General features: G+C 41.2%; 20 protein-coding genes and 1 pseudogene. 5 read left to right on the top strand and 16 right to left on the bottom strand.

Translation table 11 applies throughout. The features are described from left to right. Positions 1 to 323: 323 nt before the first annotated feature. Positions 324 to 1,172 carry a D-amino-acid transaminase gene (gene dat, locus MOJ78_RS10565; RefSeq protein ID WP_304981137.1) on the bottom strand — a complete coding sequence of 283 codons (849 nt, stop codon included), beginning with the start codon at positions 1,170 to 1,172 and terminating at the stop codon, positions 324 to 326. A 263-nt stretch (positions 1,173 to 1,435) separates the two neighbouring features. On the opposite strand from dat, the gene MOJ78_RS10560 reads away from it, so the two are divergent. Beyond that, positions 1,436 to 2,845, top strand: coding sequence for a Na+/H+ antiporter NhaC family protein (locus MOJ78_RS10560; protein WP_304981136.1), 1,410 nt, complete (start codon positions 1,436 to 1,438; stop codon positions 2,843 to 2,845). A 22-nt stretch (positions 2,846 to 2,867) separates the two neighbouring features. Here MOJ78_RS10560 and MOJ78_RS10555 read toward each other — a convergent pair whose 3' ends face one another. Continuing rightward, complete coding sequence (locus MOJ78_RS10555; RefSeq protein WP_304981135.1) at positions 2,868 to 3,752, bottom strand: GDSL-type esterase/lipase family protein; 885 nt, start codon at positions 3,750 to 3,752, stop codon at positions 2,868 to 2,870. Between the two features lie 205 nt (positions 3,753 to 3,957). On the opposite strand from MOJ78_RS10555, the gene MOJ78_RS10550 reads away from it, so the two are divergent. After that, on the top strand, positions 3,958 to 4,263 hold the full coding sequence (locus MOJ78_RS10550) for a HesB/YadR/YfhF family protein (protein ID WP_304981134.1): 306 nt from the start codon (positions 3,958 to 3,960) through the stop codon (positions 4,261 to 4,263). 100 nt (positions 4,264 to 4,363) lie between these two features. On the opposite strand, the gene MOJ78_RS10545 is transcribed toward MOJ78_RS10550, so the two are convergent. From MOJ78_RS10545 to acnA, 8 genes are all read right to left on the bottom strand, one after another. After that, positions 4,364 to 4,666, bottom strand: coding sequence for a hypothetical protein (locus tag MOJ78_RS10545; RefSeq protein WP_304981133.1), 303 nt, complete (start codon positions 4,664 to 4,666; stop codon positions 4,364 to 4,366). 1 nt (position 4,667) lies between these two features. Beyond that, positions 4,668 to 5,099: a YbgC/FadM family acyl-CoA thioesterase gene (locus MOJ78_RS10540; RefSeq protein ID WP_304981132.1), complete on the bottom strand. Its 432-nt coding sequence runs from the start codon at positions 5,097 to 5,099 to the stop codon at positions 4,668 to 4,670. Positions 5,100 to 5,115: 16 nt separating this feature from the next. Next, positions 5,116 to 7,458, bottom strand: coding sequence for an AAA family ATPase (locus tag MOJ78_RS10535; protein WP_304981131.1), 2,343 nt, complete (start codon positions 7,456 to 7,458; stop codon positions 5,116 to 5,118). 203 nt (positions 7,459 to 7,661) lie between these two features. After that, entirely contained in the window at positions 7,662 to 8,189 is a 528-nt protein-coding gene (locus MOJ78_RS10530; RefSeq protein ID WP_304981130.1) for a hypothetical protein, read from the bottom strand. 151 nt (positions 8,190 to 8,340) lie between these two features. Beyond that, positions 8,341 to 8,481: an acid-soluble spore protein N gene (locus tag MOJ78_RS10525; RefSeq protein ID WP_304981129.1), complete on the bottom strand. Its 141-nt coding sequence runs from the start codon at positions 8,479 to 8,481 to the stop codon at positions 8,341 to 8,343. A 776-nt stretch (positions 8,482 to 9,257) separates the two neighbouring features. Beyond that, positions 9,258 to 9,383: an FbpB family small basic protein gene (locus MOJ78_RS10520; RefSeq protein ID WP_304981128.1), complete on the bottom strand. Its 126-nt coding sequence runs from the start codon at positions 9,381 to 9,383 to the stop codon at positions 9,258 to 9,260. A 113-nt stretch (positions 9,384 to 9,496) separates the two neighbouring features. Continuing rightward, positions 9,497 to 10,186 carry a thermonuclease family protein gene (locus tag MOJ78_RS10515; RefSeq protein ID WP_304981127.1) on the bottom strand — a complete coding sequence of 230 codons (690 nt, stop codon included), beginning with the start codon at positions 10,184 to 10,186 and terminating at the stop codon, positions 9,497 to 9,499. Between the two features lie 64 nt (positions 10,187 to 10,250). Continuing rightward, positions 10,251 to 12,953: an aconitate hydratase AcnA gene (acnA, locus tag MOJ78_RS10510; RefSeq protein ID WP_304981126.1), complete on the bottom strand. Its 2,703-nt coding sequence runs from the start codon at positions 12,951 to 12,953 to the stop codon at positions 10,251 to 10,253. A 621-nt stretch (positions 12,954 to 13,574) separates the two neighbouring features. Between acnA and sspO the strand changes: the two genes are divergently transcribed. Next, on the top strand, positions 13,575 to 13,724 hold the full coding sequence (gene sspO, locus MOJ78_RS10505) for a small acid-soluble spore protein SspO (RefSeq protein ID WP_304981125.1): 150 nt from the start codon (positions 13,575 to 13,577) through the stop codon (positions 13,722 to 13,724). 92 nt (positions 13,725 to 13,816) lie between these two features. Here sspO and MOJ78_RS10500 read toward each other — a convergent pair whose 3' ends face one another. Then, positions 13,817 to 14,080 carry a hypothetical protein gene (locus tag MOJ78_RS10500; RefSeq protein WP_304981124.1) on the bottom strand — a complete coding sequence of 88 codons (264 nt, stop codon included), beginning with the start codon at positions 14,078 to 14,080 and terminating at the stop codon, positions 13,817 to 13,819. Positions 14,081 to 14,250: 170 nt separating this feature from the next. On the opposite strand from MOJ78_RS10500, the gene MOJ78_RS10495 reads away from it, so the two are divergent. Then, the gene (locus MOJ78_RS10495) at positions 14,251 to 14,391 is read left to right on the top strand and encodes a small acid-soluble spore protein P (protein ID WP_304981123.1); all 141 of its coding nucleotides are present in this window, start codon (positions 14,251 to 14,253) and stop codon (positions 14,389 to 14,391) included. Positions 14,392 to 14,402: 11 nt separating this feature from the next. Here the strand turns inward: MOJ78_RS10495 and selA are convergent, their stop codons facing one another. Both selA and MOJ78_RS20930 read right to left on the bottom strand, forming a co-directional pair. Beyond that, positions 14,403 to 15,800: an L-seryl-tRNA(Sec) selenium transferase gene (selA, locus tag MOJ78_RS10490; RefSeq protein ID WP_304981122.1), complete on the bottom strand. Its 1,398-nt coding sequence runs from the start codon at positions 15,798 to 15,800 to the stop codon at positions 14,403 to 14,405. A gap of 107 nt (positions 15,801 to 15,907) precedes the next feature. Continuing rightward, positions 15,908 to 16,093: pseudogene (locus MOJ78_RS20930) on the bottom strand (Rdx family protein); the annotation flags it as partial. Between the two features lie 187 nt (positions 16,094 to 16,280). Between MOJ78_RS20930 and selD the strand changes: the two are divergent. Continuing rightward, a complete protein-coding gene (selD, locus tag MOJ78_RS10485; protein WP_304981121.1) occupies positions 16,281 to 17,333 on the top strand; it encodes a selenide, water dikinase SelD in 1,053 nt (350 codons plus the stop codon). A gap of 40 nt (positions 17,334 to 17,373) precedes the next feature. On the opposite strand, the gene phnC is transcribed toward selD, so the two are convergent. Genes phnC through phnD form a run of 3 tightly spaced genes read right to left on the bottom strand, consistent with a single transcriptional unit; the run spans position 17,374 to position 19,795 of the window. Continuing rightward, the gene (phnC, locus tag MOJ78_RS10480; protein WP_304981120.1) at positions 17,374 to 18,132 is read right to left on the bottom strand and encodes a phosphonate ABC transporter ATP-binding protein; all 759 of its coding nucleotides are present in this window, start codon (positions 18,130 to 18,132) and stop codon (positions 17,374 to 17,376) included. Continuing rightward, the gene (phnE, locus tag MOJ78_RS10475) at positions 18,132 to 18,890 is read right to left on the bottom strand and encodes a phosphonate ABC transporter, permease protein PhnE (protein WP_304981119.1); all 759 of its coding nucleotides are present in this window, start codon (positions 18,888 to 18,890) and stop codon (positions 18,132 to 18,134) included. Before phnE ends, phnC begins: the two co-directional genes overlap by 1 nt. A gap of 8 nt (positions 18,891 to 18,898) precedes the next feature. Beyond that, positions 18,899 to 19,795, bottom strand: a complete 897-nt coding sequence (gene phnD, locus MOJ78_RS10470; protein ID WP_304981118.1) for a phosphate/phosphite/phosphonate ABC transporter substrate-binding protein — start codon at positions 19,793 to 19,795, stop codon at positions 18,899 to 18,901.

Below are 19,795 nucleotides of genomic sequence, written 5' to 3'. Positions count from 1 at the left end.
ATTCTTTTTGCATCTAAATGAAACGTCTCATTGAATTTGTATCAGCTCAATACACTTTGTATTCACAATTATATTTTCCCCGCATTTTAAATGTTCAAACGGTCTAAGACAAAAGCATTTGAATTTAATCTGTTGTTTTTGAACATTCCTTGTCACAACAGCGTGGAAAGAATCTATAGATGCAATTTTTTCCATAGCATTTCATCATTAAAAAAGGCATTTCCGTATTCCGGAAATGCCTGACTCGGTATGTTTTAAATACGAGCTACCGGTTTAATGTGTCGAACACTACAATATCACGGACGCTATCGAAATGCAAGGATTCAATTCGCAGCTGTCAGTAATTTTTCAACCTTTTCATCAAATTTCACTTGAATCTGTTTCGTGATTGGGCCAGGGCTTCCCGAACCGATTTGAAGGTCATCAATGGTCGTTACTGGTGTGATCTCCATTGTTGTACTTGTCACCATCACTTCATCAGCACTCATAAGCGCCACCTTATCAAACGATTCTTCTTTTACGGCCAACTGCTGTGTTTTGGCAATCTCGATGATTACGTTACGCGTTATCCCATTCAGTATATAGTTGTTCGCAGGGTGTGTATAGAGGGTTCGATCCTTGACAATGAACACATTCGTAGAGCTTCCTTCTGTGACTGTGTTGCCTCTCAATAAAATCGCCTCATCACAGTTGGCTTCCTTTGCTCGTTGTTTGCAAAGGACATTCCCGAGCAGGTTCAAGCTTTTAATGTCGCAACGAAGCCACCGGATGTCTTCTGTCGTGATTGCTGATATTCCTTGGTTTATTTTATCGAGCGGGCGGCCAGTTTCTTTAGTATATGCAACAAGTGTTGATTTCGGATTGACTGGAAAATGATGCATTCGCTCAAAGACACCACGAGTAACCTGCAAATAAACTTGACCGTCTTTCAATTTTGTTGCGTTGATCAAATCATTTAAGCGTTCCTGTAAAAGGTCAGTCGGATAAGGAAGTTGCAGCTGAATTTCACGCGCACTTCTTTCAAGCCGTTCCATATGTTCAGCCATCCCGAAAAACTGTCCGTTATAGACTCGGATCACTTCATATACCCCGTCCCCGAACTGATATCCACGGTCCTCTATATCAATATGTACTTCTGAGCGATGAAACAATCCGTCCTGCAATAAAATCATGTTAACCCCTCCGTTTTTCACAGTATATTATTCAACACTATTCGCACCCTAATGAAAGATATTACTACCATCGTATGTTCAAAAACGGTTCCTTATTGAACTTTTCAAAAAAGACGGATAAGAAACAAATAGTTCGAGGCACGACAGTTTTAAGGACCGAAACATATGTAGTTAATACGTCAGGACCGAAAAAACCGAGTAACGAAGAAATACGCCGTTTATTATTCGGTTCCTTTTTGAACTTCCTCTAAAGGGTGATAAAAATGGATGCAGACTGGCTCTCACTAGTTCCCTTTCTTGTAGTCATACCAATTGCGATTTTTACGAAACAAGTACTTCCAGGTATCTTTATCGGATTGATCGTTGGATCGTATATAATCAACCCGTCACTCATTGGCGGCGTCGAGACGATGCTGACTTATCTCGTAACAGCTCTTGTAGATAAGAATAATATAAAGATCATCGTATTTCTATATGTATTTTCAGGTCTTGTTGGTATGATTAAAGTCGCTGGCGGTATTAAAGGATTTGTAGAAGCAGCCTCTGAGCGTGTTGATACGAAAAAGGAAGCGATATTGCTTACATATGTTTCGACAATCGGAACATTCAGCGCCCCTAGCTTCCGTTTTGTTACGATTGGGCCGATTATGCGGGCCTTGTTGAAACGAGTGAACATGACAAAAAAAGAACTTGCTTTTGTAATCGAAACGACGACGACTCCGATAATTGTGCTCATTCCAATCGCAACCGCATTTGTGGGCTATATGGTGTCTGTAATTGAGCTTGGACTTCATAATCAAAAAATCGAAGGGGATCCATACAGCCTCTTTATTCAAAGCATCCCATTCAATTTTTTTGCAATTGTGATTTTCCTTGTCGGTCTTTATTTAAGCTTCTTCCACCGTTCATCCGATGGGGACCAGAAACAAGAATCCCCAAAAAAAGAAGAAGAGGATGACGATTGGCACAACTGTGACCCCGCTGTATCATTGGATTTGCCATCAAAACCATTCAACTTGCTCATACCTCTGTTTCTGGTTATTGCCCTGACACTTGTTCTTACGTGGTGGGACGGGCATCAAAAGGGGTTCGGATTGTTTAAAGCCTTTATTAAAGCAAATGTGTTGGATGCAATGGTCATTGCTTTATTAATCACAACCTTTTTGACGTTTGTTTTTTTTCTCTTCCAACGATTCGAATTAAAGATGATGATTGATAGCTTTGTGTTTGGCGGCAACAACCTGATGGCCGTTATTCTGCTTTTATCAATTATTTGGGGACTTGCTTCGGTCACAGAGGATCTCGGATTTTCAACGTTCATTACCGAACACGCAGGCTGGATACCACCATTGTTCGTTCCACCGATCCTGTTTTTATTTGGCTCTGCTGTTGCGTATTTTATCGGATCGGCATGGGGAACATGGGGGATTTTGATGCCCTTAGGTATATCGATGGCAGCGCTCGCGGATGTTTCACTGCCCCTCGTGATTGGAGCTGTCTTTGCAAGCGGGACTTTCGGCTCGTTCGCATCCCCGTTAAGCGATGACACAAATACAATCAGTCGGATCCTTAACCTACAGGTAATGGAGTACGCACGGTTTAAACTGAAAGCTGCGCTTATTGCTGTTGGAATCTCAAGCATCTTGTACGGTGCCATCACGTTTGTTTTATAGGGTGTACGCTGTTATTGAACGGTCAATCTACTGGTAGGGCGATATATTCTTCTATTCGCTCTGCCATTTTTAAATACCCTTGATGATTGGGATGCAGCTTATCGGATGAAAACAAGTCTTTGCTATCCTCACCGATAAAAAGGTCTTGGACTGGAATATAAGTCGTGTTACCGTTCAGTTCAGCAACTAATTCTATCGTATTGTTCCATTCTTCAATGACATGATCGACCTCATCGATATCCTGAAAAAAATTATGGAATGGATTGAAAATCCCGACCAAATAGATTTCAGCATCCGGGTTTTGAGAACGGATCGACTGAATGATCACAAACAAATTTTTTCGATAGCGTTCCAATCCTGCGTCAAACACGTCCATGTTCAAGCTAAAAAAATTGTATTCAACAATGTCGAGTATGTCATTTCCACCGATTGTAACGAAGACATAATCAGCTTCTTCAATATGCTTTTGTACTTCTTCATCTTGCATCTTTTTAACAAGCTTATTACTTGGATAACCATGGATCCCGAAGTTTTTCAAACTTACTTCCTCATTGGTGCTTTCTCGAATGTATTGAGAAACCGGCTGGATGTAGCCTTTATCTGTTTTATCACCTGAACCTTTTGTTAACGAATCACCAAGTCCGATAACATGTATGTCCTCGATAATCGTTTCTGGCACAGGTTGCTCATCCACTTTTTCCTTCTTATCCGCTTTGGTTTCCTCTTGCGGTTTCTCCTGCTCCTTATCCTTTTTCTTTTTTTCTTCAGGTTCCTTATCTGGTGCAGGAGCATTAATTATCGGTCCCGTTACAGGTGTTGATTGCTCTGGGCTATCCACTACTAGAAATACACCGATCGTAATAAAAACAAGGAGAAGAGCTAGCAGTATACTCGTTTTATTTTTCATGTTGAATCTCCCCAATTATGGAAAGTATAATTTTTAATATAGATTTAAAATATCCAATGGACTTCCATTTATATTACTACTATACCATGATTTCTTCTGTAGTATGAGCTTCTGGCCTGCAGATTAGTTGCAAAGGGATGAATCAGTTGATACTGTTGGTAAAACACATTACCCGACTTATTCGATTCTAACAGGAGGGACGTACATGGAATTGTCAATTACAAAACCAGCCGTACAATGGTTTAAAAAAGAAATGGGTTTGGACCAAGGAGATTTCATACGATTTTTTGCTAGAGTTGGTGGTTGCAGCACAGTCCAAACTGGGTATTCTCTTGGTGTGTCAAAAGAATTGCCGATGGAATCAGGCCTGTCGACCAACGTAGATGGAATTACATTTTTTGTTGAAGAAAAGGACCTTTGGTATTTGGATGGACATGATCTAACAGTAAAATATCAACGAAAATACGAAGAGATAACCTTCGACTATAAAAAAAACTTGGCCTCGACCTAAAGGGAAGACCAAAAGGTAGATCTAAAAGCCTCACTGTCTGTCACCTTAGTTGCCTCTTATACGATAGAAAGGACTTTTCGGTGCTTGTAGTTTAACCTCTTCAATCAAGCTTGAATCGTTTAATTTGGTCCCACTGGTCTTCTTTTTTTAAAATTGAAAGCTGACGGTCTCCAAACAAATCAAAATGGGGGTAGCCTGAACGGTCGTCAATCCATTGGTCGTGGAGACCGTACTGTTTTCCCCACTTCTTCAGCTTTTCTAAATCGCAACAGCCAGCCTTCGTTACAGTATTGCATGTCGGAAAACGCTCATCAATCCAAAAGTGGGTCAGGAAGGAAACTTCATTCTTCTTTACATTTTCCTTCCATTTTATGAGTTCATCTCTTGTAATCCCAAATGCCATTTTAACTACGCCCTTTTTCCTCTACCACTTCTGAATAGGCCATATGCCATTCAGGTAGCCGCTTCTTCATCATGATCGGTTTAAATGATTCCTTGTCGACACATGTGTGAGTCGATGTCCCTTTAATACAAAGTTCTCCCTCACCATCATAAATGCCATAACCATATATCGCACGAATGCCAGTATAGTCTTCGAGCCAGGTATGGACTTCAGCCTGCTGTCCATATCTGAAAGGCTTTTTATACGATATCGTTATATCTGTTACAGGTGATAATATCCCTTCTGATTCAAGCTTTGCATAACTGAATCCTAGATCTTTTATAAATTGAGTCCGGCCAACCTCAAACCAAATTAAATAAGTAGCGTGGTGAACAACTCCCATCTGATCGGTTTCTGCATAACGTACATCAATCATCGTCTTCGATTTAAACATAGTGCCCCCCTTAATTTTACTGTTTAAGTGCTGTGTCGAAGTCCTCTTTTTTTAATAAGGTTAATGTGTCATCGTTTTCTAGCATATTCTCATTCGTAATTCGGAAGGCTTGTTGTTGAATCGCACGATCTATAAGGTCTGTGGCAAAACGGCCATTGCTTGATGGATTGAATAGTTGGCGACGCAAATGAGAAGTGATGCCTTCCTCCCATGTATACTCGTACGTATCCGAATACCCCTTCATTATTTGGATCAACTCATCAACCGTGTAATCCTCAAAGAAAAAGTATTTTTTAAAACGAGAAGCAAGCCCTGGATTACTGCTAATTAACTGGTTCATTTCTTCTGGGTACCCTGCTAATACAACAACAAGGTTTTCATTATGCTTGGTCATTTCCTCAACGAGTGTGTTGATCGCTTCCTTACCAAAATCCTGAGCTTGTCCGGAAAACAAAGAATAGGCTTCATCGATAAACAACACGCCGCCAAGTGATTCCCTTATTTTTTTACGGGTTTTAAGTGCCGTTTGACCGGAGTAACCAGCAACGAGATCCGACCTCCCTGCTATTACAAGGTGCCCCCGTTTCAGAAATCCTTTTTTCCTCAATAACCTTGCATAAATGGAGGCCACAGTCGTTTTTCCTGTACCAGGGTTTCCTGCGAACACAGAATGCAGCTGGATTGGAACAGTTGGCAAATCCGCATCCTGTCGTTTTCGTTGGACTTCAACGAACGAACTTAAAGCTTGCATATCCCGTTTAATTTCATCAAGCCCGACCAGTTTATGAAGTTCTTCATCCGGATCCACATCAAGCTTCGTATCCAAATCAGGAATATCTTCTTTTTCAATAACGGTAAAATCATGCATCGTTAAGTTCTCTTTTGAAGAAACACTTGCACCTTTTTGAAAAATCACATCTAAAACAAGGTTCCGAACGGTACGTGCATTTCCGAACGTTTCATCAACACGGCTATTTTCAATCATTCGATGCATTTGCTTTAAAGCCTCATTTGTAAACGTGTAATCATTCTCGTACGCAACCTTTTCACCAATTGAAAGCAATTCATCAATTGAATAATCAGGCAAAAAAATGTGATTACTTTCTGGGAACCGACTCTTCAGCCCAGGGTTTGACCATAAAAATTGGTTCATTTCCTCTGGGTATCCTGCTAAAATAACAGCGAACTTCCCAGCATACTCACCACTTGTCATAGCAGAAACGAGTGTATCGATCGCTGTCTGACCATAATCGTTGCCAGACGCTCCTTCTCGCTTTAGGCTGTATGCTTCATCGATGAATAATACACCGCCAAGCGCTTTTTCAATCATTTTGATTGTATTTTCCTCCGTCTGGCCTACATAGGCACCCACTAGGTGAGAACGGTCAATTTCTACAACATCGGCACGCGGTAAAATGCCAAGCTCATGGTATATACTTGCTAGTAACCGGGCGATCGTAGTTTTTCCTGTCCCCGGATTTCCCGTTAAAATCATGTTCAGGCTCGGTTCGTCTTTCATTAAAAAGCCTTTACGCTCCCGTTCTTTCTGAAATAAAAGAAACCGATACAGTTTATGGACACGAGCCTTTACTTCATCCATTCCAATCATTTCATTCAGCATACTTAAAGCAGAACTACTTTGTTGTTCCTCTGAAGAATTGTAAAAATCCCAATCGGATTGCATTTGTTCGACCGTTTTTATCAGTTGTTTTATTTCAGTTTGTAGGGCCGAAGGATGAAAAGAGCCTGATAATGATGATTGATATTCTTCTGCGGCATCGTGTAACCGTGTAAATGTATCAATTAACTCTTGCCCTTGTTCAGAAATAGTACTGTATCGCTCGATTGTATCCTTTTCACCAACCAACTCAGCGGCGCGAGCTCCCTCGTTGATCCTCCGTTTCAACCAATATTCATCTTCAAGTACCTTTTCCGATAGATGGATTAAATTCTCAGCCGCTCTTCGCTTGGAAGCAACATTATCGGTTTCACGAATCCTCGGAAAACTCAGTGGCTTTAACCACTCATGTAGTTCAAACAAATAAAGCTCACTCACTGTTTCGTTGACAAGTGGATCATTCGGATCAATGGAAATTGCACGTTTCAATCGTTTTTTCATAACCGAATCCACTGTTCCGACGCGTTGATACCTAACTTTAACGAGTAATGCATTTATTTGAGCCTTAAGTTGAGAAAGCTTTTCTTTCTGCTGACTAGACGTTAAGTTTTGACAGAGTTTTTCAACGTGTTGCAGTTGTTTCAGCATATCTATTTCACCATACTGATCCACAATGTCTGCATCACGATAATTTCGGATAACGTTAATTATTTTATTTAGTTCATTCATATTCGTTTGCATATTTGGACTACACCACCTGCATTTACAATCGGCATTATTATATCATACAGGCATCTACCTTCTCTTCTGATCTGTTTACGATCGAAAAAAAGGATGAATCAACATAGGCTCAACCTCCACCGTTTTAAACATGAAATCCATGCTGTGGAAAGGTATACCTAGTGAATCATCCCTAAATCATAACGTTTTACTTTCTCAAATGATCATTCGGACACGTTTTGAACTTCCTCTAAAATCATTGGTGTCACATTATCAACACACGATCTACAAGCATCCCGCAACCTCTTCCAATACGAGACAATCTCATCATCTTCCTCTACACTCATCGCAATTTCCAGCCAGCCTAGTTCTTCCTGCAATCGTACTGCGGACCCGATCCATGTTTTTTTCTGACCGATTTTCATATAAAAGGGTTCATCGAATCGAAATGGGAGATAAATCCCACTGTCATTGGGGTGAAGAATTACATGCTGATAGACGGTCCCTTTCGTAAGCTTTGCATATAACAACAAAACACCATCGTTTTTTGCTGTTCGTTTTTTAAAGTTATGTAAGGTTTCTGAATCGCCTAATTCAATGGTCGCAATTGGTGTTTCCCAGTTCAACTCTTCTTTAAACGAAACAAGGTGACCTAATCCTTGCATATAAATTTCAAGCTGTCGGTAAAACGGGTCCATCGTGTCCTTGCTCCTTGATATGTCTAAAGGCTGAATCTTAGCCTGTATTGTCATAATTGCTCACTCCTCCCACTACATCATAAAACATTCGTAAGGAAGATTAGATTCACGTCGGCTTTTCACAGATTTTGTCTCATTCAGAGCATGGTAGATACAGGAAACGGTAATATAGAAGGCTGGCCATATATGCAGCCAGCCATTTCAATTACCCTTTTGGTGGGATATATTGTGGTTGTTCGTTTGATTTCATACTCATTTGTTTCCCTTTGTTCCCACCACCTACACGTGGTTGTGTACCGAGGTGATTCGGAACGAAATGTTCAGGATGACGTTTTGGATTACTCAAAACAATCGACCTCCCTTCAACCTGTATTATTCCCTACTCGTGACTTTTTTACGAAAGAGAAGCTGATTTCGGGGTTTAGGGTACAAAGGATTGTCGCAATGGCTCACATAATTAAGAGTGATGGTGAGTAATCATGCTCGGAATTAACAGATACTGGGATATGCGGTCACGAATAGAACTTAATCTTGCCCGTAATTAACAATTGATAAGAGATACAGTCACGAAAAGAGGATAATCTGGCATGGTATTTGCAATTATTAGGAGAAAACGCACCGAATAAAGCGTAATTGGACATGGCTTTTACAGTAATTAGGAGCATGAACGCCGAATAGAACATAATCGGACATGGCTTTTACAGTAATTAGGAGAATGAACGCCGAATAAAGCGTAATCGGACATGGCTTTTACAGTAATTAGGAGAATGAACGCCGAATAGAACATAATCGGACATGGATTTTACAGTAATTAGGAGGATGCACGCCGAATAGAGCGTAATTGGACATGGATTTTACAGTAATTAGGAGGATGCACGCCGGATAGAACATAATCGGACATGTCTTTTACAGTAATTAGGAGAATGAACGCCGAATAGAGCGTAATTGGATGGATTTTACAGTAATTAGGAGAATGAACGCCGAATAGAGCGTAATTGGACATGGATTTTACAGTAATTAGGAGAATGAGTCCTGCTGCTTAAAAAGTACAACAATAAAAAATAAGAGTATACACCCTCGAAGGCATTTGAGGTGTATGACTCTTATTTAAACCGCATTTGTTCAGCTATTTTTCAAATGGCGATTTTCTAAGCGGATCTCTAATCGTTCCATCGCTTGTTGATCTTTCAGCAGTTCCTGTTTATTTTCTGATACGAGCTCTTTAAACGTTCGTTTTTTCGACTTCATCCAAGTACCTCCTTCTACAACATCTCAATATCTCTGTTATACCCCTATTTTTTCCTTTTTATTCAAATTATCAGAAAGTTTTAACACAGAGTGAAACGTTGTAGATTTTTAGGTTAACGCTTGGAGGGACGGAAGCCTGATTGTTGTGCTTCAGATTCAGTACAAAACATTAGCTCGGGTTTTGTGACGTCATAATAAGCCCCATCTGGCATATGGTAAATTTTTTCGTCGTCAGAATTAATATTCCCTTTAATGCTGCAATCGGAATTCGGTTGTACCTCTGGTCTTGAATCACTCGTAAACCCGTCTTCAGTCACATAATTCTCGATGCTCCAAATGCCTCGCTCATTAAGTTGTGCTTCCTCTTGGATTTCTTGGAATCGGTCTACATATTTCGTGTTCGGAGGGTAGATATATGCGACTCTTGCCAGACCTTTTTCTAACAAAAGTTCATTGATCATTTCACCCTCTTCATTGTATACGTAAGCAAGAATCCTTCCATATTTACCACGTTCAGATACATCGAGCTCGAGTTCAACTCGTTCTCCTGATAACTCTTGTTTCATCCAGTTACTCGCTTCTTTCCCAAATGGCTGCACTGGTTTTTGTGGATGGACGGTTTCAGGTGTATCGACTAACAGCAATCGGATCGTTTCTTCTCGATCGTTATATTGAATCTTAAATGTATCACCGTCAATAACTTCTGTTACCTTATATGTTACGTCAGACTCACTTGTTGAACAACCTGCAAGCAATAAGATCGTAATGGACAATTGAAGGATTCGAGTAAAAGTGAATTTCAATCAACTAACCTCTTTCGTATGTAAAAAGAGGTTGACCCCAATGAGCCAACCTCTATTTTAACAATTATAGTTTGTTACGCAGAACCATTTGAAGGATTCCACCATGACGGTAGTAATCGATTTCAACTTCACTATCGAAACGAGCAATTACTTCAAATTCTTTCTTGTTACCCTCTTCATCTGTTGCCGTTACGTTCAACGTTTGACGAGGTTTGACAGTTTCATCGAGCTCAACTGCGATTGATTCCTTACCTGTAAGTCCTAATACCTCAGCGTTTTCTCCCTCTTTAAATTGAAGTGGAAGAACACCCATCAGCACAAGGTTACTACGGTGGATACGTTCGAAACTTTCAGCAATGACTGTTTCGATACCAAGTAAGTTTGTACCTTTAGCAGCCCAGTCACGTGAGCTTCCCATTCCATAATCTTTACCGGCAAGAACCGCGAGTCCAGTACCATTTTCTTGATACTTCATGCATGCATCATACATGTACATCACTTCTTTAGTCGGCCAGTATGTTGTCCATCCGCCTTCTGTACCTGGTGCAATCTGGTTACGGATACGGATGTTCGCGAACGTACCGCGCATCATTACTTCATGGTTGCCACGCCGAGAGCCGTATGAGTTGAACTCAGAAGGTTTTACTCCGTTGTCCATCAGATATTTTCCAGCAGGACTATCTTTCGCAATCGCACCTGCAGGAGAAATGTGGTCTGTTGTTACAGAATCAGCGAACTTACCGACAACTCTTAGGTCTTTAAGCGGTTTTACTGTACCTGGTTCACGAGAAAGACCTTGGAAAAATGGAGGATTCTGAATGTAAGTAGAATCATCATCCCAGCTGTAAAGCTCTTCTTCTGTTGTGTCTAGCTCATTCCATTCTTTGTTGTCATCAAACACTCGCTCATATTCTTTCTTGAAGAGCTCAGGCTTAACAGAATTCTTCATTATTTCTTTGATTTCATCTGTAGTCGGCCATAGGTCTTTGAAGTAGACTTCGTTTCCGTCCTTGTCTTTACCGAACGAATCGTTTTGAAGATCGATATCGACAGTTCCAGCTAAAGCGTACGCTACAACAAGAGGCGGTGAAGCCAAGTAGTTTGCTTTTACAAGTGGATGGATACGTCCTTCAAAGTTCCGGTTACCGGAAAGCACTGATGAAACTGTGAGATCATTTTCTGCGATCGCTTCTTCAATTTCATCTGCTAATGGTCCGGAGTTACCGATACAAGTCGTACAGCCATATCCGACAAGGTTAAATCCTAACTTTTCCATATAAGGCATGAGTCCAGCATCTTCAAGGTAGCCCGTTACAACCTTAGATCCCGGTGCCAAGCTTGTTTTTACATACTCAGGAACTTCAAGGCCCTTTTCGACTGCTTTTTTCGCAATTAGACCTGCACCTAACATAACACTTGGGTTCGATGTATTTGTACAGCTTGTGATTGCGGCAATTGCTAGGTCACCTGTTGTCATATTAGAAACTTTTCCGTTAGGGTGTTTGACCTCAATGGACTTTTCAATATCCTTTTTAGTCAAACCGAAACCACTGTGTCCAGCTGGAGCTACAAGTGCACGGTTGAATGCATCCTTCATTTCTGAAAGTGGAATCAAGTCTTGTGGACGCTTAGGTCCTGCAAGGTTCGGTTCGATTTCAGAAAGATTCAGTTCTACAACGTCAGTAAACTCAGGATCTTCTGTACCAGGTGTGTAGAACATTCCGTTGGCTTTTGTATATTTCTCTACAAGCTCAATTTGCTCTGGAGAACGTCCAGTAAGACTCATATAGTTGAGTGTTTCTTCATCTACTGGGAAGAATCCACACGTTGCGCCGTATTCTGGAGCCATGTTAGAAATGGTCGCACGGTCCGCAAGTGTCATATCCTGAAGTCCTGGGCCAAAGAATTCAACGAACTTCCCAACAACATTCTGCTGACGCAAGACTTGTGTTACTTTTAAAGCCAAGTCTGTTGCGGTTGTTCCATTTGGCATTTCACCCGTAAGCTTTACACCGATCACTTCTGGAACTGGGAAGTAAGATGGTTGGCCGAGCATTCCGGCTTCTGCTTCGATACCACCAACACCCCATCCGAGAACACCGATCCCATTGATCATTGTCGTATGGGAATCTGTTCCGACCAATGAGTCAGGGAATGCGACGAGATCGCCGTCCTGCTCATTCGAAGCAACTACTGAAGCTAGGTATTCAAGGTTTACTTGGTGGACGATTCCTGTTGCAGGAGGAACTGCACGATAGTTATCAAATGAAGTTTGAGCCCAACGCAAGAACTTATAACGCTCAAGGTTACGTTCAAATTCACGTTTCATATTGAACTTCAATGAATCTTCCGTACCCGCTCTGTCTACTTGTACAGAGTGGTCAATAACAAGATCAACCGGGATTTCAGGATTGATTTTATCAGGTGATCCACCCATATCTGCCATTGCTTTTCTAAGTGATGCAAGGTCAACTACTGCAGGTACTCCAGTAAAGTCCTGTAAAATGACACGGGATGGTTTGAACGGAACATCAATTTCTTTGACGTCTTTTGTTCCCCATTTTGCTAAATTTTCAATATGTTCTTTGTCAATCACTTTTCCGTCGTATTGACGCAAAACAGATTCAAGCAGGATTCGAATGGAATAAGGTAAACGAGATACGTTTCCTACTCCAGCATTCTCTAATGCTTTCAAATCATAATAATGATACGTTTTTCCACTTGTTTCAAACGTTTTTCTAGCATGAAATACATCGTTTGTTGACATGCCAAAACCTCCCTCTCCTATCCATGATACATGACAGTTTAAAGACTGTCGAAACTTAAACTTTAGTGTCAGTTCAAAAAAGAGGACAAAAAGAGCCAAGAAATTCGAGGCGCGAAATGTCTCGAGGACCAGAGCGTATTGTGTATATACGTCAGGACCGTAGAGACCGAGCAACGAAGAAATTCGACAGCAATTTTTACCGGACTTTTTGAACATCCGCTATTGATGCAAAAAAATGTTTTACCCTTCCTAATACTATTGTAGAATACAACAACACATAAGTAAATTCCAATAATGTTATTAAAGTTAATAAGTTCTCCTTATCGGATGCCTTTTTGACTTCTTTAAATATTTGTTCAAAAAACAGACGAATCAGATTTTCTTAAAAGAAGTTCGACTAAATACGTTACGTCCTGTAACAACATCGAACTGACTCACATCGTGTGAGCCCAAGGCACGACCGTTTTAAGGACCGGAGCGTATGGTGTTAATACGTGAGGACCGGATAAACCGAGTAACAAAGAAATTCCCCGTTTATCATTCGAATGCCTTTTTGACTTCCCCTTTTGTGTATAGATCGCAACAAGGCGCTAAAACTATCCACAGGAGGTGACCATCACTATGGCTAAAACGAAAAAGTCTCCACAATCATCCAATCTTTCGGATCGTCAAGCGGTTCAACAAACATCACAATTTGATCATGAATTTGCAAATGATCCATTGACAGAAACGGAAAAACAAAATAATAAAAAAAGAAAGAAAAACCAATAATCACATGGAAAAGGAGGTGGCCTATAAGAGGCACCTCCAACAAATGAGCTACTATTGACGTGCTTTTTTATTGTATAGTTCCTTTGGATGATTCACGTTTCGTCATACTGTTGGTTGAGTTTAAATAACTCCTCTTGATATTGCCGTAACTGTAGTTGTTGATGTTCACTGGCAACCTCTAACGCATTTTCAATTTGTTGAAGGGCTTCATTCATTTCCTGTTGAAATTGATGCTGTTTTGCGGCATAGTCGTAGTCTACTGAATTTTCAACAGCTGTATCTCTGGCCTGTATTGCTTGTTCGTAGCCTTGCTGAGCAGCTTGAAATGCTTGCTGCTTATCCTTGTGATACGGCATCACAATCCCTCCTCAAAATTTGAATCTCTTGTTAATATGAAACGGGACAGGTGTAATTATTCCTGAAACTCGCTGAAAACATCCTTATTGGAAGGGTTCAAGAACATCCTCTATCAATGTATATACTACCCTGCTCTTTTGCATAATAAACCAAAAGGAGGATGGACTTCATGGCAGAACGTAATACCTATAAAGACCAACGCAAAAATGCACCAAAGGGAAATAATCCTGGTCAACCCGAACCACTTGACGGCTCAAAAAAAGTAAAAAACAGAAATCATACACGACAAAATCACGGAGGGAGGCTGTAGAGCATCCCTCCTTATTCTTTATTAAATACTTTGATCATCTGTACCATTTCAACCTGTTCTTCCTTTGTTATCGTTCGAAAATCCAATAACAGCTCATCGCCCTTTATTCGACCGATGATTGGTGGATTGGATTCACGGAAACACCGATTCAGCTCTTCCGTTGATTTCTCATTGTGCCTAACAGAAACGACTGACGTTGGCAGTTCAACTTCCGGCATAGTGCCACCACCGATGCGTGATGTGCCATCTTGTATCGTGAAACGGAAATCATCAAACAGGCTGACTTGTTCAAAAAATTGTTCAGCCCTCTTTTGAATTTCTTCTAATGGGGACAATATATCCCGTAAAGTTGGTATTTCTTCGATCTGATCATATTTATAGGCCAAAAGGGTCGCTTCTAGTGCAGCGAGGGTGAATTTATCTACCCTTAGGGCTCTAGCAAGCTGATGCTTTTTCAATTGTTCAATGATGCTCGCCTTTCCAGCAATAATACCTGCCTGTGGACCGCCTAAAAGCTTATCCCCACTAAATGTAACGACGTCAATACCAGACTCAATGACATCTTTCACAAGAGGTTCACTGCCGATTCCTTTACTTTTCAAGTCGTAAAGAGCACCACTTCCAAGATCCTCATAGGTTAAAATGTTGTCGTGTTGGTCTGCAAGGTTAACAAGTTCAACGGTTGGCACACTTTCAGCAAATCCGATCACTTTAAAATTACTCGTATGGACCTTCATGATCATGGAAGTTGTTTCATCGATTGCTTGTTCATAATCACGAAGATGCGTCTTGTTTGTTGTACCTATTTCTTTTAAAACGGCACCGCTCTCTTCCATGATTGATGAAACCCGAAACGAGCCTCCAATTTCAACAAGCTCCCCTCGTGAGACGATGACACTTTTTTCACGGGCAAGTGAGCGTAACGTCAGAAAAACAGCCGCAGCATTATTGTTGACGACCATTGCAGCCTCGGCACTTGTTATTTCACAAAGCAAGCCTTCCACGAGTGAATGCCTTGATCCCCTTCCACCTTTTTCAATATCGTACTCCAAATTTGAATAATGCCTTGCGACGCTTATCATCTGTTGGACCGCACGCTCACTAAGTCTTGCCCTGCCAAGATTCGTATGTAAAATAACACCTGTTGCATTGATCATAGGTCGAAGAGATGTTTGCTGTGAAATGAGTTCAGTTTCAAGTTTTACAAGCAAGTCATCAGTAATTAATTTCTTTGTAAATGGGCCATCCCATCGATCCTCTAACATTTGCGACCGAATCTGATCGATTTGTTCCTGAACGATTTTCGTAGCACCCTCTATTGAAAACGAACTGTTCTTAACAATCTCTGTAAACCGTTCATCTGCTTGTATCGTATGTACGGCTGGGAGCACCTGCAATAAATTCTTCACGTGAAATCGACCTCCTGTAAGGTCTTCCGGTAATGCGAACGAAAGGGATGATTCAAATTCCAGAGACACTCAGCCCCCATTTTGAATCATCCCCAAATCACTAACGGTTACCTTTGTTCCATTTCGTTAAACAGCTTTTCGAAATCCGGAAACTCGCCTGCTTCCAGCTTCGAATAAATCTTTTGTCCATTTACGGTTACTTCAAATGCACCGCCTGAACTTGGAATCAACTCAAGTGTCGTTACATCTGATCGGAAACGATCAAATAGTTCCTCCGCGAAACTCGCGGCTTTAGGAGCATAGTTTCACTGCATGCAAAATTCTACTGAAACTTTGTAGCTCATTTGAAAATAACTCCCTTCCCTAGTACAAATCATTGTTCGTTTATTAAAAAAGTTTTCTGAATTTAGGTTCATTGTAGTATATTATTTCTCATATCGCAAAAAAAATGTTTATACTACCATTAGGAGGTGCTTCAAAATGTCAAAAGAAGAAAAGATAAGACTTACCACACTGTCCTCAAAAGGTGGTTGAGGCTGTAAAATCGGTCCTGAAGACCTGGCGCAAGTTTTGCGTCAATTACCTGAACGAGAACATGATCCCAACCTGCTTGTTGGATTAGATACATCAGATGACGCAGGAGTCTATAAGCTCACAGATGATCTTGCCATCATCCAAACGGTGGACTTTTTCACCCCGATTGTTGATGATCCATATATGTTCGGACAAATTGCAGCTGCAAATTCATTGAGCGACGTGTATGCGATGGGTGGCAAGCCAAAAACAGTGATGAACATTCTTGGCTATCCGATTAAATCATTAGGTCCTGACATGCTCGCTGAGATTTTAAAAGGCGCTGCAGATAAGGTGAAGGAATCTGGAGCACTTATCGTTGGCGGTCATTCGATCGACGATCAAGAACCGAAGTTCGGGTTATCTGTTACCGGTTTGGTCCACCCTGAAAACGTTTATAAAAATGTGGGTGCTAAACCTGGAGATGCACTCGTCCTTACGAAACCAATTGGGGTCGGGGTGCAAACAACCGCGATCAAAGGTGAGAAGCTAACGGAAGAACAGCACGATAAGGTGATAGCTGTTATGGCAGAGCTCAACAAAACGGCTGCAGAGTCACTTGAGGACTTCCATCCGAACGCAGTCACGGATGTAACAGGTTTCGGACTGTTAGGGCATGCGTCTGAAATTGCGAAAGGCAGTGACGTATCCATTCATGTTCAATTTTCAAATGTTCCAATCCTTGATGGCACTTTGGAGCTTGCTGAACAAGGTGTTGTACCTGGGGGTACGAAGGCGAATCATCGTTGGATTTCAGATTGCGTTGCGTACAGTGAACTAGACGAAATCAAACAGTGGATCCTATGTGATGCCGTTACGTCGGGTGGTTTACTGATCAGCATGCCGATGGATGAAGCAGAACAATACGTAAAGGTCATGCACGATAAAGGAAACACCGATACATCAATCATCGGAAAAGTTACGGAAAAACAAGAATGCTACTTATACGCAAGTAAATAGACCATAGCTTCTTTTCAACACAAAAGAGGATGACGTGATGTCATCCTCTTTCTTCATAAATTTCCTCTAATATATCTTCGGTCAGGTCATCTGCAGTGCCATCGAAAATGAGCGATCCCTCTTTTAACGCTAAAATTCTTGAAGCATACCGTTTCGCAATCACAACATCATGTACATTGATCAAGGTCAGTAATTGATGTTCTTCATGAATTCGACCTAGAATCTGAAAAATCCGATTTGCTGTTCCAGGGTCAAGACTAGCAACCGGTTCATCACCTAGAAATACCTGTGGACTTTGGATCAGTGCACGAGCAATCGCTACCCTCTGCTTCTGTCCGCCGCTCAAATGCTCGACCCGCTGACGGACATGATCACTGAGTCCCACTTCCTCAATAAGGCTAATCGCCTCAGAACACTCGTTTTTTGTAAACAGTCCGAGCAGATTCTTCCAATCAGGACGTTTCCCGAATGTACCCGTTAAAACATTTTGCATGACCGACAAGCGGGGAATCAGGTTGAAATGCTGAAAAATCATCCCCATTTCCGTTCGAACCTTTCGAAGTTCTTCTTCACCATAGACGGTTATATCATTACCATTATAAAAGACATGACCTACTGTAGGCTTTTGAAGTCCATTCAAGCAACGGATCAACGTCGATTTACCTGCCCCGCTCTTTCCAAGTACACATATGAATTCACCCTCATGAAGCTCGATGTCGACCTCTGAAAGGGCGTCCGTCTTAGCTCGTAAATAACGTACCGTTAAATTTTTCACTTTTATTACTGGTTCTCGCTTCATCAGATCACCATTTCTCTGATTTTACTACCGACAAAATCCACGACGACGACCATGATCATGATCAATAGAACATCGACTGCAACGGATGGATAGGCAAAAATTTTAAAGTGAATAAAGAGCTGTTGACCGATTCCTCCGCCACCGATGAACCCGAGGATCAGTGAGGTACGAATCGCAACCTCAAAACGGTAAAAATAGTGGGATAATACATTCGGCCAAATTTGTGGAAGAATGGCAAACAGGTTGGCAATCCATCTTCTTGCACCGACTGATTTCATCGCATCCTGCGGACCGTCATCAGCTGCCTCAATCAGTTCGGAGATAAGCTTACCGAGTACCCCTACATTATGTAAAACGATGGCAAGTACCGCTGGGAACGGCCCAAGTCCAAGTGCTGTTAAGAAAATAAGACCAAACACAATTTCAGGAACCGAACGTAAAAAACTTAATCCGATTCTCATAAATCCGTATAAAAAACGGAAACGGCTCGTATTCCGAGCCGCCATAAAACTTAATGGTAACGCTAGAACAAGACCGAGCAGGCTCCCCAAAAATGCCATCGCCAACGTGTCAAGACTCTCCACGACCATGTCAGGAAAAATTTCCATATTCAACGGGAACCATCCAGATAAAAATTCAATCATATTATAAAAGTTTTCAAATTTCGAGAGTTCGAATTCTGTCGCCTTCATACTTTGATTAATGAAAAGGATCAGGATGATTCCAATTATCAGGTGACGTCGCTTAAACCAAACCATGGCCGCCTCTACTCCTTAATAATGCCCTGCTTGACTGCTGCCTTTCGGATACTTGCGTAATCCTCGTTGCTTGCTTTCGTAAATCCAGATGCTCCAAAGGCATTTAAAATTTCTTCGTCTTTTATATCGACAAATATGTTCTGAAGTTTTTTGATCAGGTCTTCGTCCATGTTTTTGTTAACAGCCCACGGGTATTGGAACAATTCTTCCGATTTCCAGATGACTTTAAGCTTGTCTCCCTTAATCTTTCCCGATTCGACAAGCTGATTATAGATGGCACTGTCAATCGCACCTACGGTTACTTCCTGATTTTGTATTGATAATGCTGTCGCATCATGAGAACCTGTGAAACGAATCGTTTTAAACTCATGGTCGCTTTGAGACGTGTACACTCCACGATCCTTTAATTCAATACTCGGAATCAATGAACCAGAGGTTGAACTTGGGTCACCAAAAGCAAAATCGACTTTTTTACTATTTTTCACAATATCATCTAAGGATTCATAGGGTGTATCTTTGTGAGTGATCATAAACGAATGGTAAAACGGTTCCCCATCGACAAGCTGCGTGATGATTGCTTTTGCACCACTTTTTTCATGAGCAATAACATAGGTGAGTGGTCCAAAGAACGCCATATCGATATTGTCATAGTTCATCGCTTCCACGACACCGTTATAATCCGGGTAGGTTTCAATCGATACAGAACGATCTAGTTCATCGGATAAAAGCTTTTGAAGCTTATCCATCGCCCCCTGCATCTCCCCTTCGGTCTGTGCAGGAATGACGCCGATGGTCAGCTTTTCCTTATCACCGTCACCGCTTGCACCATCTGAGTTTCCTCCACCACAAGCCGCAAGTGCAACCAACAATATAACTGCAAATAAAATACTCGTAACCTTTTTCAT

This window comes from Alkalihalobacillus sp. AL-G, assembly GCF_030643805.1.
In the GTDB taxonomy this organism is placed as follows: Bacteria; Bacillota; Bacilli; order Bacillales; family Fictibacillaceae; genus Pseudalkalibacillus.
Note: the sequence above shows the minus strand (reverse complement) of the source record. Positions and strands in the feature narration are given on the sequence as shown.

Bases quoted from the DNA above. Each gene is read 5' to 3' on its own strand.
- dat (WP_304981137.1), bottom strand. From the start codon at position 1,172: ATGATTTTATTGCAGGACGGATTGTTTCATCGCTCAGAAGTACATATT.
- MOJ78_RS10560 (WP_304981136.1), top strand. From the start codon at position 1,436: ATGGATGCAGACTGGCTCTCACTAGTTCCCTTTCTTGTAGTCATACCA.
- MOJ78_RS10555 (WP_304981135.1), bottom strand. From the start codon at position 3,752: ATGAAAAATAAAACGAGTATACTGCTAGCTCTTCTCCTTGTTTTTATT.
- MOJ78_RS10550 (WP_304981134.1), top strand. From the start codon at position 3,958: ATGGAATTGTCAATTACAAAACCAGCCGTACAATGGTTTAAAAAAGAA.
- MOJ78_RS10545 (WP_304981133.1), bottom strand. From the start codon at position 4,666: ATGGCATTTGGGATTACAAGAGATGAACTCATAAAATGGAAGGAAAAT.
- MOJ78_RS10540 (WP_304981132.1), bottom strand. From the start codon at position 5,099: ATGTTTAAATCGAAGACGATGATTGATGTACGTTATGCAGAAACCGAT.
- MOJ78_RS10535 (WP_304981131.1), bottom strand. From the start codon at position 7,458: ATGCAAACGAATATGAATGAACTAAATAAAATAATTAACGTTATCCGA.
- MOJ78_RS10530 (WP_304981130.1), bottom strand. From the start codon at position 8,189: ATGACAATACAGGCTAAGATTCAGCCTTTAGACATATCAAGGAGCAAG.
- MOJ78_RS10520 (WP_304981128.1), bottom strand. From the start codon at position 9,383: ATGAAGTCGAAAAAACGAACGTTTAAAGAGCTCGTATCAGAAAATAAA.
- acnA (WP_304981126.1), bottom strand. From the start codon at position 12,953: ATGTCAACAAACGATGTATTTCATGCTAGAAAAACGTTTGAAACAAGT.
- sspO (WP_304981125.1), top strand. From the start codon at position 13,575: ATGGCTAAAACGAAAAAGTCTCCACAATCATCCAATCTTTCGGATCGT.
- MOJ78_RS10500 (WP_304981124.1), bottom strand. From the start codon at position 14,080: ATGCCGTATCACAAGGATAAGCAGCAAGCATTTCAAGCTGCTCAGCAA.
- MOJ78_RS10495 (WP_304981123.1), top strand. From the start codon at position 14,251: ATGGCAGAACGTAATACCTATAAAGACCAACGCAAAAATGCACCAAAG.
- phnC (WP_304981120.1), bottom strand. From the start codon at position 18,132: ATGAAGCGAGAACCAGTAATAAAAGTGAAAAATTTAACGGTACGTTAT.
- phnE (WP_304981119.1), bottom strand. From the start codon at position 18,890: ATGGTTTGGTTTAAGCGACGTCACCTGATAATTGGAATCATCCTGATC.
- phnD (WP_304981118.1), bottom strand. From the start codon at position 19,795: ATGAAAAAGGTTACGAGTATTTTATTTGCAGTTATATTGTTGGTTGCA.